Annotated in this window: 12 protein-coding genes; 4 read left to right on the plus strand and 8 right to left on the minus strand. The window is 71.5% G+C overall.

The features are described 5' to 3' along the window. Positions 1-8 precede the first annotated feature (8 nt). Positions 9-722: an HAD family hydrolase gene (locus tag BJF86_RS16030; protein ID WP_075820407.1), complete on the minus strand. Its 714-nt coding sequence runs from the start codon at positions 720-722 to the stop codon at positions 9-11. A 52-nt stretch (positions 723-774) separates the two neighbouring features. Here BJF86_RS16030 and BJF86_RS16035 point away from each other — a divergent pair, with 52 nt between their 5' ends. Continuing rightward, on the plus strand, positions 775-2,895 hold the full coding sequence (locus tag BJF86_RS16035; RefSeq protein WP_075820409.1) for a RecQ family ATP-dependent DNA helicase: 2,121 nt from the start codon (positions 775-777) through the stop codon (positions 2,893-2,895). Here BJF86_RS16035 and BJF86_RS16040 read toward each other — a convergent pair. The 5 genes from BJF86_RS16040 to BJF86_RS16060 form a co-directional block, all read right to left on the minus strand. Beyond that, the gene (locus BJF86_RS16040) at positions 2,892-3,716 is read right to left on the minus strand and encodes a CPBP family intramembrane glutamic endopeptidase (RefSeq protein ID WP_237768268.1); all 825 of its coding nucleotides are present in this window, start codon (positions 3,714-3,716) and stop codon (positions 2,892-2,894) included. The two genes, BJF86_RS16035 and BJF86_RS16040, sit on opposite strands and share 4 nt — an antisense overlap. A gap of 21 nt (positions 3,717-3,737) precedes the next feature. Further along, positions 3,738-5,102, minus strand: coding sequence for a VOC family protein (locus BJF86_RS16045; protein WP_075820411.1), 1,365 nt, complete (start codon positions 5,100-5,102; stop codon positions 3,738-3,740). A gap of 67 nt (positions 5,103-5,169) precedes the next feature. Continuing rightward, entirely contained in the window at positions 5,170-6,210 is a 1,041-nt protein-coding gene (locus tag BJF86_RS16050; RefSeq protein ID WP_075820412.1) for an LLM class flavin-dependent oxidoreductase, read from the minus strand. Between the two features lie 235 nt (positions 6,211-6,445). After that, positions 6,446-7,255: an HNH endonuclease signature motif containing protein gene (locus BJF86_RS16055; RefSeq protein WP_083653252.1), complete on the minus strand. Its 810-nt coding sequence runs from the start codon at positions 7,253-7,255 to the stop codon at positions 6,446-6,448. Continuing rightward, positions 7,147-7,830, minus strand: coding sequence for a hypothetical protein (locus BJF86_RS16060; protein ID WP_143553892.1), 684 nt, complete (start codon positions 7,828-7,830; stop codon positions 7,147-7,149). Before BJF86_RS16060 ends, BJF86_RS16055 begins: the two co-directional genes overlap by 109 nt. Before the next feature lie 212 nt (positions 7,831-8,042). Between BJF86_RS16060 and BJF86_RS16065 the strand changes: the two genes are divergently transcribed. Together BJF86_RS16065 and BJF86_RS16070 are read left to right on the plus strand one after the other, a co-directional pair. Beyond that, the gene (locus BJF86_RS16065; RefSeq protein ID WP_075820418.1) at positions 8,043-9,140 is read left to right on the plus strand and encodes a sensor histidine kinase; all 1,098 of its coding nucleotides are present in this window, start codon (positions 8,043-8,045) and stop codon (positions 9,138-9,140) included. Continuing rightward, positions 9,137-9,742: a response regulator transcription factor gene (locus BJF86_RS16070; RefSeq protein WP_075820420.1), complete on the plus strand. Its 606-nt coding sequence runs from the start codon at positions 9,137-9,139 to the stop codon at positions 9,740-9,742. The genes BJF86_RS16065 and BJF86_RS16070 overlap by 4 nt, the downstream gene beginning before the upstream one ends. Positions 9,743-9,753: 11 nt before the next feature. Here the strand turns inward: BJF86_RS16070 and BJF86_RS16075 are convergent, their stop codons facing one another. Continuing rightward, complete coding sequence (locus BJF86_RS16075) at positions 9,754-10,422, minus strand: hypothetical protein (protein ID WP_143553893.1); 669 nt, start codon at positions 10,420-10,422, stop codon at positions 9,754-9,756. Between the two features lie 263 nt (positions 10,423-10,685). Further along, on the minus strand, positions 10,686-11,252 hold the full coding sequence (locus BJF86_RS16080; protein WP_075820423.1) for a DUF6318 family protein: 567 nt from the start codon (positions 11,250-11,252) through the stop codon (positions 10,686-10,688). Between the two features lie 420 nt (positions 11,253-11,672). On the opposite strand from BJF86_RS16080, the gene nrdR reads away from it, so the two are divergent. Further along, on the plus strand, positions 11,673-12,155 hold the full coding sequence (nrdR, locus tag BJF86_RS16085; RefSeq protein WP_075811351.1) for a transcriptional regulator NrdR: 483 nt from the start codon (positions 11,673-11,675) through the stop codon (positions 12,153-12,155). The last annotated feature ends 50 nt before the right edge of the window (positions 12,156-12,205 follow it).

Raw genomic sequence — 12,205 nt, forward strand, 5'->3', positions numbered from 1 at the left:
GCGAGCGGTCAGATCAAGTCGGCGAGGTCGGGCACGACCTCGTCGGCGCCGGCCTCCAGCAGCGTGGCGTGGCCGGCGCCGCGATCAACCCCCACGACGCGGTGAAACCCGCCGGCCGCGCCCGCCCGCACGCCGGAGACGGCGTCCTCGACCACGACGCACCCGGCCGGCTCGTGACCGAGCTGGCGGGCGGCATACCAGAACGTGTCGGGCGCGGGCTTGCCCGGCAGCTGCTCGCGCGCGGCCACCGACCCGTCGACGACGACCGGGAAGCGGTCGGCGATGCCCGCGGTGGCGAGGACGGACGGGGCGTTCTTGGAGGAGGAGACGACGGCCATCGCGATCTCCCGGCGGGCCAGCTCGTCGAGGAGCTGCAGCGAGCCGGGGTAGGGCGCGATCCCCTCCTCGGTCAGCACCTCGTTGAAGATCTCGTTCTTGCGGTTGCCGAGCCCGCACACGGTCATGAGCTCCGGCGGGTCGCTCGGCTCACCCTGGGGCAGGTCGATGCCCCGGGCGTCGAGGAAGTCCTGGACCCCCTCGTAGCGCGGCTTGCCGTCGATGTAGGCGAAGTAGTCCTGGTCGGTGTAGGGCTCCTGCGGGACGGGCTGGCGCTCCAGGAGCCGGGTGAACATCACCTCCCACGCGCGCATGTGCACGTCGGCCGTCGGCGTCAGCACGCCGTCCAGGTCGAAGAGGACTGCGGTCACGGGGTCCCAGTTCACGGCAGACACCCTAGTGCGGTGGTGTGTCGCAGGTGAGGATTACGGTCGAGGTATGCCGGAGACGACGGAGCAGACGACGACGCTGGAGCAGGCCGCGGGGGCGGCGCTGCGGCGGCTGGTGGGGCGGGAGGACGCGGACTTCCGGGACGGGCAGCTGGAGGCCGTGCGCGCGCTGGTGCAGGAACGGGCGCGGGTGCTGGTGGTGCAACGGACCGGGTGGGGCAAGTCGGCGGTCTACTTCGTCGCCACCGCGCTGCGGCGGCAGCAGGGTGCCGGGCCGACGGTCATCGTGTCGCCGCTGCTGGCGCTCATGCGCGACCAGATCGCGGCCGCCGCGCGGGCGGGGGTGCGGGCCGTGACGATGAACTCGGCCAACGCCACCGAGTGGGACGACGTGCGGGCCGCGCTCGCCGCGGACGAGGTCGACGTGCTGCTCGTGAGCCCGGAGCGGCTCAACAACCCGCGCTTCCGGGACGAGCAGCTGCCCGACCTGGCGGCGCGGTGCGGGCTGCTGGTCGTGGACGAGGCGCACTGCATCAGCGACTGGGGGCACGACTTCCGCCCGGACTACCGGCGGATCCGGACCCTGCTCGACGCGCTGCCGGAGGGGACGCCGGTGCTGGCGACGACGGCGACGGCCAACGAGCGGGTGGTCGAGGACGTCGTCGAGCAGCTGGGGGCCGGAGGAGCCACGGTGCAGACGATCCGGGGGCCGCTCGCCCGGGCCTCGCTGCGGCTCGGCGTGCTGCCCCGGCTGACCCCGGACCAGCGGCTCGGCTGGCTGCTCGCGCACCTCGGCACGCTGCCCGGCAGCGGGATCATCTACTGCCTGACGGTGTCGGCCGCCGAGGACGTCGCGGAGGCGCTGCGCGCTGCGGGGCAGGAGGTCGCGGCCTACACCGGGCGGACCGACACCGAGGACCGTGAGCGGCTGGAGGCGGCCCTGCGGGACAACCAGGTGAAGGCGCTGGTGGCGACGAGCGCGCTCGGGATGGGCTTCGACAAGCCCGACCTGGGCTTCGTCGTGCACCTCGGGGCGCCGAGCTCGCCGGTGGCCTACTACCAGCAGGTGGGGCGCGCCGGTCGCGCGACGGAGCGGGCCGACGTGCTGCTGCTCCCGGGGTCGGAGGACCGCGACATCTGGAACTACTTCGCCACGGTCTCCATGCCGCGGCAGGACCAGGCGGACGCGGTGCTGGCGGCGCTCGCGGAGAGCGACCGGCCGCTGTCCACCCCGGCGCTGGAGACGATCGTCGACGTGCGGCGCACCCGGCTGGAGCTGCTGCTCAAGGTGCTCGACGTCGACGGCGCGGTCGAGAAGGTGCGCGGCGGGTGGACCGCGACGGGCCGGCCGTGGGTCTACGACGAGGAGCGCTACACGCGGGTCGCCGACGCGCGGGTGCGGGAGGCCGAGCTCATGGTGGCCTACCAGCAGACCGAGGGCTGCCGGATGGCCTTCCTGCAGGAGTGCCTGGACGACGCGACGGCGGAGCCGTGCGGGCGGTGCGACCGCTGCGCGGGGGCGTGGTTCCCCAGCGAGATCCCGCAGGAGGCGATCGGGTCGGCGCGCGAGCGGCTCGGCGCGGTCGGCGTGCCGGTCGAGCCGCGGGCGCAGTGGCCGACCGGTATGCCCCGTCTCGGCGTCGAGGTGAAGGGCAAGATCCCGCCGGAGGACCAGGCCGCGGAGGGCCGGGCGCTGGCCCGGCTGTCCGACCTGGGCTGGGGGCAGCGGCTGCGCGAGGTCCTGGAGTCCGGCGACCCGGTGCCCGGGCAGGTCACCCGGGCGGTGGTGCAGGTGCTCGCCGGGTGGGGCTGGTCGGAGCGCCCGGTGGGGGTGGTCGCGATGCCCTCGCGGAGTCGGCCCGCGGTGGTCGGCTCGCTCGCGGAGCAGATCAGCCAGATCGGACGACTGCCGCTGCTGGGGACCCTCGAGCTGGCGCACGGCGGGCCCGTGGGGGAGGCGGGTGGCAACAGCGCCTTCCGGCTGGCCAACGTCTGGGACCGTGTGGTCGTGGGAGCGGAGCTCGCCGAGAGGGTGCGGCAGGCGCGAGGGCCGGTGCTGCTCGTCGACGACATTGTCGACTCCCGGTGGACGATGACGGTCGCGGCACGGGCGCTGCGGCAGGCGGGCGCCGAGGCAGTCCTGCCGCTCGCGCTGGCGATCGACGGCTAAGAGAGGAAGAACGGGAAGACGCTGCGGTCGTGCGCGTGGACGATGGCGAGGAAGACCACCGCGTCGAAGAGCAGGTGGATCAGCACCACGTAGGTGAGCGACTTGGTGCGGGTGAAGATGTAGCCCTGCAGCAGCGCGAACGGGATGGTGAGGAGCGGTCCCCAGGAGCGGTAGCCGAGCTCCCACAGGAACGACACGAAGATCGTGGCCTGCAGGACGTTGGCGGTCCACAGCGGGAAGTGACGCCGGAGCAGGGCGAAGCAGATGCAGATGAAGAACAGCTCGTCCCACAGGCCCACGGCGTTGACGCCGACGAAGAACCGGCCGAACTCGCTGGCGGTCTGGATGGGCGGCCAGTTCTGGTAGCTGCCGGAGTGGATGAAGTAGGCCGGCAGGATGAGGTAGCCGAGCACGGGGACGGCCACGACGTAGCCCCACTGCAGCCGGGTCCAGCGGCGACCGGTGATCCACGGGAAGGTGATGGCGCTGCGGCGGTAGACGAAGCGGTCGACGAGCACCGGGGCGAGGACCGCGGCGGTGAGGACAGCGCCGAGCAGGAAGAACATGTCCCAGCTGATGTCGGCCTCGACCGACGTGGTGGACACGATGCCGATGCCCAGTGCGATGAGGAGCAGGTCGCGGAAGAGCTCGCGGTGCAGAAGGAAGGCGGCGACCAGGCTGGCGACGAGGAGGGCATACCCGGGTAGCGGCAGGTGCACGCCGAAGAGGAGGAAGGCTGACACCGAGACCCCCGCGGCGGGCAGCAGCGTGCGCAGGGTCGTCGTGGGCTCGGCTGCGGGGAGGGTGTCGGCGGGGGGCACGGCACCATTGTGCGGGGTGGCTCAGCCCCACTCCTCGTCGCGGCCGACCGTCACCGCCAGGTCGATCTCGTTGCCTTCCGGGTCGGCGAGCGTCCACCAGAACGGCGCGGCGTCGCGGACCACGGTGCCGCCGGCGGCGACCGCCGCCTCGACCCGCGCCGCCGCCACGTCGTGCGGCAGGAAGACGTCGATGTGGTGCCGGTTGCGCTGCGCGCGCCGCTGCTCGTCCAGCTCGTCGATTGGCTGGAAGAACAGGACGGGGCCCAGGCCCCGCGGGTCGACGATGTCGGTGACGTCGGGCCTGGGGTCGGGGTCGTAGCCGAGGGCCGCCTGCCAGAAGGCTCGGACGCCCGGTATGTCCGCGGCGTCCAGGCCGACCTGGACGAACCGGGCGAGGTCGGGGTCAGCGGTGAGTTCGAGGGAGCGGGCCAGGCGCTGCACCTGGGCGGCGAGGGCGGGGTAGCCGTCGTCCATCTCCCAGCCGTCCTTGGCGGTGTGCAGGGTCACCACGGCGCGGCCATCCGCGGCACCGCCCCGGTCGTCCTGGCCGTGCTGGGTGTCGGCCCGTCGGGTGGGCAGCGGGCGGACGTCGATGCCCAGCGGGAGCCCTGCTGCATCGGCGAGGTCGGCCACCCCGGTCGCGAGATCCAGCAGCTGGCCGTGGGACGGGACCGGGTAGGCCGCGACGGCGGCGAAGACGAGCCGCCAGTCCTCGGTGCCGGTCTCCGTCCAGAGGTCCTCGCCCTCGGGGAGCGGGAGGACATCCACCTCGTTGCCCTCCGGGTCGGAGACGGTGGCGTAGTAGCCGTGGCGCTCGACCCGGGCTCCTTCCGCCTCCAGCCGGTCCACGGTGGCGACGGCGACGGCCCGCGCGGCGACCGAGTCGAGGTGGAAGCGGCTGCGCAGCGGACGAGGCGCATCCATGCCCTGGAACCAGACGGGGAGGTGGCGCCGCGCCGGGTCGACCACGTCCTCGTCACCCTGACGGACGTGGCCCAGCGCCGTCTCCCAGAACGTGATCGCCGTGACCGGGTTGTGGGTGTCCAGCGCGAGCTGGACCTCCTGCACGGCCTCCGGCTGGGCCGTCAGGCCGAGATCGCGCGCCGCTGCGGAGGTGGCCCGCGCCGCCTCGACCGTCTCCCATGTGAACCCCTCGCCGGTGGCGGCCAGACGCACCCGGAGGCCGGTCGAGCGCAGGTCGAGGTCGGGGAGGACGGTGCCGCGTTCGGCGCAGGCGGCGACGACCGTACGCAGCAGCGCTGCGCCGTCGGCGTGCGACCGGGCTGCGAACCAGGCGTGGGCGCCGCGGCCCAGCCCGCGCCAGTCCTCCGTCCCTGGAGCGGTCTGGAACTGTCGGGTGGTCAGTCGCTCTGCTTCAGGGGCCATGACAGGCATCCTGGCAGGGTGCCGGACGGCGCGACCCATCTCACGGGCGGCGTCGTGCGCATCGAGGTCAGCCGCTGACCGCGACCCGCTCCGGCGGGCGCGCTGTCGTCCCCCAGGCCTCCGCCAGCATGCGATAGCTGCGCCGCCGCAGCTCTGGGTCGAAGGTGTAGGTGGTGACGATCAGCTCGTCGAGCTCGTGCGCGGCGGCGAACGTCTCGAGCTTCTCCACGACCGTCTCGGGGGTGCCGACCATCTTGACGGACTGGTGGGCGTTGGCCAGCGGCAGCAGCTCGGTCGGCACGACGGCGGCGAGGCTCTCGACCGGTGGGTCGAGCGGCGCCGGCTGGCCGGAGCGGATCCGGATCGCCATGAGCTGGGCGGTGGTGAAGAGGTGGTCGGCCTCCTCCTGGGTGGGCGCCACGAGCACGTTGACGCCGGCCATGGTGGTGGGACGGTCCACCTGTGCGGTGGCAGCATCGGCGCGGAACCGGTCGCGGTAGAGGCTGAGCGCCTCCTGCAGCTGGTCCGGCGCGAAGTGCGAGGCGAAGGAGAAGGGCAGCCCGAGCGCCGCGGCGACCTGCGCACCACCAGTGGACGAGCCGAGCATCCACAGCGGCACCCCGGTGCCCTCGCCCGGCAGCGCACGGACCCGGCGACCGGCCCGCGGCTCGCCGAGGTAGCCCTGCAGGTCCGCCACCTCGGAGGCGAAGTCGGGCAGGTGCCCGCTGGAGCGCGACAGGGCCGCGGCCGTCATGGGGTCCGTACCCGGTGCCCGGCCGAGACCGAGGTCGAAGCGGTCGCCGTGGATGGTGGCCAGGGTGCCGTAGTACTCCGCCACCATGAGGGGAGAGTGGTTGGGGAGCATCACGCCGCCGGAGCCCAGCCGGATGCGGTCGGTCGCGTGCGCCACGTGACCGAGGAGCAGCGCCGTCGCCGAAGACATGAAGGCCTCGGAGCCGTGATGCTCCGCCATCCAGAAGCGGTGGTAGCCGAGCTGGTCGACCTCCCGCGCGAGGGCCACGGACTCCTCGATGGCGGTGGCGGGCGTCATGCCCTGGGAGCGGGGGACCAGGTCGAGGACGGAGAGCGGGACGCGCGTGGATGTCATGTCTGGGCAACGCGTGTCCCCTGCCGTGTATGCCGGAAGAGGTCCTGACGTCTGTCTCCGGGCGACCGGCCGCGCCGGTCGTGGCCCAGCCGTGAGAGGCCCAGCAACTCGACGCGGCGACCGCCCAAGCCGAGCATCGGCCCGCGGTACCCTGCTACGCCGCGCCCCCGCCTCCTGATCACGCTGGGCATGCCTCACCGGCCGGCCCCGATGGGCCGGCCGCGGGGCACGGTGGTCAGACGTGCCAGGTGACGGTGCACCCGCTCACGGTCGCCGTCAGGTCGTGCTGGTGCACGTGGGTGTGGTGCCGGCCGCAGAGCAAGGCCATGCGGTCGACGTCGGTGCGCCCACCCCGGGCCCAGTGGTCCAGATGATGGCTGTCGCACCACTGGGGAAGCGCGGAGCACCCCGGGAACGAGCAGCCGCCGTCCCGCACGGCCAGGGCCGTCCACTGCGCGGGACTGGCGAAGCGTGCGGTCAGACCCAGGGCGAGCGGTGCCCCGTCGGCGGAGAGCCAGACCGGGGTCATGTCCGCGCTGCACGACAGCTCGGCGGCCTGCTTGGGCGGCACGTAGTCACCTTCCATGGTGCTCGCCGGCCCGGACGGGATGCCCCGGTCGGGGTCGAAGGGGATCGTCAGCAGCACGGTGGCGCGGGCGGTCGACGGCGGCGCACCAGGGTTGCCGGTGCCGCGACGGATCACCGTCATCAGCGCGTCGTAGCGGCGCTGCCCAGGCAGCCGGGTGTCCGGCTCGACTGCTCCAGCGCCAGAGCTGGACGTCCCCGCGGCGTCCACGGACAACCCCAGGGTGTCCTGGCCCCCGGCAGCCCCGCGCTGCTGACCCTCACCACCGGGCGCCGGCGCGGCCAACGCCGAGGTGAGCACGCCGGAGATGACCGCTGCATCACCGTCCGGCGCGTCGATCGTGAAGCGGGTCAGCCCGGGGCCGACGCGGCGGCGGGCGACCGTCCGCAGCTCGACGCCTTCCGCTCTCGCTCGCCGGGCTGGGCCTCCTGCAGCAGGTCTTCGACCAGCCGGTGGCAGACCTTGGCGAGGTCATGGTCCGACAGGTCCGGCCGAGCCGCCGCGGCGGAGGCGATCCGGGCATACGAGTCGCGCTGGTCGGGGTCGAGCGAGGACTCCAGCCGCGTCATCGTCCGCGCGACCAGGGCGGCGCGGTGCACCGGCACGCTGCCGTCGGCGACGGCGTCCCCGATGACCGTGGTCACGGGCGACTGCGAGGCCCTCACGATCGCACTGATCTGCGCGGCGTCCTGCGTGCTGAGCCAGGGGCATCGGACCCGCAGCCAGTCCACCAGCGACATCGCCACGTCCTGGTGGAGCCCGCGCACCGCCGCTTCCCGCGCGAGCGTGAAGCCGACCGCCCCCAGCTGCGTCTGCAGCGCGCCCACCGCCTCGATCGCATCGGTGAGGTCGCCGTCGAGCACGGTGGCGGAGTGCTGCGCCAGCGCGCCCGCGAAGCTCAACCCGCGACTCGCGGTGTCCAGGCCCTCGGCCATGCGCTCGCGCACAGGTCGCGCCGCCTGCTCCTCCGCGCGCATCTCGTCCAGCGCTGCGTCGACCTCGTCCATGAAGGCGTTGTACTCAGCCGAGCTCATCGCGTTGATCTCGGCGAGTGGGTCATAGGGGTCGAGTGGCGGCTGGGCATGCGTCCGGTGCGTGGGCGGCTCGCCTGCCTCCCACTCCTGCACCCCCGGGTTCAACGCCATACTCCACTCAAGCACCCGCCACCGACAGACCCGGTGACCTGCGACGATCCGGTGACAGACGTCACTGTCCGAGAGCTCCGAGGGCTGGCAGAGTGGGCGCCATGAGTCGGACGGACAGGCCCACGGACGCGTGGTCGCGCTGGGGCTGGCTCTTCGGCGGGATCTGGCTGGTGTTCTTCGCCTTCCCGCTCGGGCACATCTGGACGACCGCGGGGAACCTCTTGTGGCGCCTGCTCGCGACGGGGGTCGTGGCCGCGTTCATGGTCACCTACGTCCTGACCGTGCGCCGCGCGGTGCGGCGCATCGGGATGGGCGAGTATGCCGCGGCCGCGCGCGGCGGGATGATCGGTCTCGGCGTGATGATCGCCGTCGCCGTCGCCCTCGGCTGGCTGATCGGCCCGAACTCCCTCACCGCCATGCCGTTCATCATCGGCGTCCCGGTGTTCTTCCTGCCGTGGCGCGGGGTGTGGACCGTGTCGCTGGGCCTCTTCGGCGTCGGGATGGTCACGAGCGCGCTGCTCTGGGGCCTGTGGCCGACGGTGATGTACTGGGGGATCTCGGCGCTCGTGCTCACCATCAGCGTGCTCAGCCGCTACCTGGAGGAGCACCAGGAGTCGGCGCAGGAGACCCAGCAGCAGCTCGCCCTCACCGAGGAGCGCGAGCGCGTGGCGCGCGACGTCCACGACGTGCTCGGGCACTCGCTCACGGTGGTCACGGTCAAGACCGAGCTGGCGCGGCGGCTCGTCGACGCTGACCCGGAGCGGGCGAAGCAGGAGATGGGGGAGGTGCAGGACCTCGCGCGGCAGGCGCTGGCGGAGATCCGCGCCACGGTCGGCGGTCTGCGAGTGGCGCGGTTGGCCGACGAGGTCGAGGCGGCGGACGTGGCGTTGCGGGGCGCCGGGATCGGCGCCGAGCTGCCTGACGACGTGCTCCTCGTCGACCCGCGGCACCGCATCACGCTGGCGTGGGTGCTGCGGGAGGCGGTGACCAACGTGGTCCGGCACAGCGGGGCGACGAGGTGCGAGGTCGAGCTCGGCGACCACTGGCTGCGGGTGACCGACGACGGCAGGGGAGTGCGGGACAGCCAGGAGGGGAACGGCATACGTGGTCTGCGCGAGCGCGTGGAGCAGGCCGGCGGCGCGCTGTCGCTGCGCCCGGGGCCGGGCGGATCCGGCACGACCGTGGAGGTGAAGCTGTGATCAAGGTGCTGCTCGCCGACGACCAGGCGCTGGTGCGGGGCGCGCTGGCGGCGCTGCTCGACCTGGAGCGGGACATCGAGGTGGTGGCGCAGGTCGGGCGCGGGGACGCGGTCCTCGACGCGGTGAGGAAGGCGCAGCCGCAGGTATGCCTCCTCGACATCGAGATGCCCGGCCTGGACGGGATCGAGGTGCTCGAGCAGCTGCGCCAGGCCGGGGTGGGTGCACGCTGCCTCATGGTGACGACCTTCGGCCGGCCGGGCTATCTGCGGCGCGCCATGGACGCGGGGGCGAGCGGGTTCGTCGTCAAGGACACGCCGGCACCGGAGCTGGCCGAGGCGGTCAGGCGGGTGGATGCCGGGCTGCGCGTGGTCGACCCGGCGCTCGCGACCGAGTCGCTCATCGGTGGGCCGAACCCCTTGACCGACCGGGAGCGCGAGGTGCTGCGACAGGCGCTCGACGGCTCGCCCGTGCAGTCGATCGCCGGGCATCTCTTCCTGTCACCCGGGACGGTGCGCAACTATCTCTCGTCCGCTATTGGCAAGACGGGGACCGCCACCAGGGTGGAGGCGGCGAGGTATGCCGAGGAGCGCGGCTGGCTCTGATCGCTCGGGCGTCAGTTGTTGTAGAGCCGGTTCTCTGAGGTGAGGACTTCGAGCGGACTCGTCGGGCCATCGACAGTCACGGTGCTGGGGATCTCGGCCCAATCACCACCGTCGACGCTGACCTCACCGCCGTACTCAACCGAGATGTACGGGGCAACATCGGCAGCGTCTGCGTACTCGTGAGTGATATCCCCATCCGGGTAGGGACCGCCGAGGCTCTTGGTCGGGCCAATACTGTTGCCATCCCCGGTGACGTATGTGACACCCACCAGTGTTGGGCGGATGCGGACCTCGTATCCAATGATCGTGGTGCTATCTATCTCCTGCGGCTCGAACCCTTCGCTGGGCCAGGCGAGTGCGAAATAGACGGGTAGGTTGACAAGCGTCCGACCGTCCGGTGGCTGGATAACCGCCCCGGGTAGGGCGAAGTCCGTTTGATGAAACTGCTCGATAATCATTTCTTCAGTGAGTTCCTCCACGCCTTCGCCTGAACGAGTAGGAACGGAGTTGGCGAAGCAAGTTTGACCGTCGCGTTCCCAACTTCCTTCCGAACCCTCTGCGGTCACAAGTCGGCGGAAGATCACTGCCAGCGCGAATGACGGCTCTGGCTGGCCTACACAGGCGTTGAGTGCGCTCTGACAGATGTCAACACGGGGCTCGTCGACGGTGTTCGGCGGCATGCAGTCAATGACAGCGCGGTACTCGTACCAAGAGCTGGGGGAACTGGGGCTACTGCCGGGTGGCCATACGTTCGCTTTTGCTCTCGTTTCATTGACTGTAAGCCCCACTTCAGTTCCCCCACCCCCTCTGATTATTTTCTTGAAGCCGCCAGGCGGGGGATCCGTCCCTGGCGGACCTTGGGCGAAGGAGGCCCCTGAGACGCAGAGGGCAGCGCTAAGGGTCAATGTCAATCCAGAGGCGGCGTTCCTGTTGGGGGCCATCATCACTCCACGATGGTTATCTCGTCGACGAGCCAGGCCTCCTCGCTAGGCCTCAATCGCACCACGATCTCCGCCTCGCCAGCTCCGGCGCCACTTAGTTGCTCGATGGTGACCTCGACCCGTGCACCATCGCTTGAGAGAAGTGCAGACGTCCGCTCTGTGCGTACGTAGTCGCCTTCGGTCTGGTATTCGGCGGCCTCGGCTATGAGGCCAGCGCACGACTCACACTCTGAATCGCTGAGTGTTTGAGACGCAGTGGTGTCGCCCGTCATGTAGGCCCAGTTGAGCGTGGATATGTAATGCTCGGCGAACGCCTCGGCTCCCTCCTCCGTCTGCTCGGCCGCCACCGCAGGCATCTCGGGTGGCCGGTCCGCGTCAGGTTCCTCGCTCGTCGCCTCCTCCGACGTCTCGGCCGGCTCGGAGGTCACCTCGGTGTCCTCCGACGGCTCCTCCGTCGGCGTCGTGAGTGCGTCCTCCGACGTCGGGGGAGCGGCGGGCTCGGTCGAGCTGTCGCAGCCGGCGAGCATGACCAGGCCGGCCACGGCGGCGACGACGATGGTGCGGGTCACGGCATACCCCTTCTCGATCCTGCGGCCGCAGGTCCCCCGCGGCCGTTCCGTCCAGCCCAGTGTGCCCCAGGACAGGGCCGCTGGACGCTCGTCCACAGTAAAGACTTCGCCGGTATCTGAACACCCCCGCGAAGTGCACAGCCACCGAGCGACACCCCGTCACCACCCCCCCGATCCCCGCCGTTCTGGGCCTCGCGAGCACCCGACACCTAGCCCGACACGCACCCCTTGCATCTAGTAGCGGGGTCGCCTACGATCACCATATCTAGTAGTTACAGGGGTGTGGTTCGTCCACATCTTGTTCACAACCGGACCGGCTGTCCCCACAGCCCGTCCACAGATCGTCCCCAGATCCACCCACAGAGCGCCTGCCTCGGCAGGTGCTCGCGCCGCGCTGCCGCGACCGAGAAGGAGAGTGACATGCACTGCCCGTTCTGCCGTCACACCGACTCCAAGGTCGTCGACAGCCGCGTCCAGGAGGAGGGGACGGTCATCCGTCGCCGCCGCCAGTGCCCCGAGTGCGGGCGCCGCTTCGGCACGGTGGAGTCCGCCACGCTTTCGGTCATCAAGCGCTCCGGCGCGACCGAGCCGTTCAGCCGCGACAAGGTGATCACCGGCGCCCGCAAGGCCTGCCAGGGTCGCCCGGTCACGGACGCCCAGCTCCAGCTGCTCGCGCAGCAGGTCGAGGAGTCGATCCGCTCGCTCGGGCAGGCGGAGGTCGACGCGCACGAGGTCGGCCTGGCCATCCTCGAGCCGCTCAAGGCGCTGGACGAGGTGGCCTACCTCCGGTTCGCGTCGGTCTACCAGGCCTTCGACAACCTCGACGACTTCGAGTCGGCGATCGTGCTGCTGCGCACCGAGCGCGACGCCGCCTCCGACACCGAACCCACCCCGACCACCTGAGCACGACAGGTATGTCGGTGCCCTCTGGTGCACTGGCATACACGGACGAC

It is taken from the genome of Serinicoccus sp. CNJ-927 (assembly GCF_001942435.1).
Taxonomy (GTDB): Bacteria; Actinomycetota; Actinomycetes; order Actinomycetales; family Dermatophilaceae; genus Ornithinicoccus; species Ornithinicoccus marinus.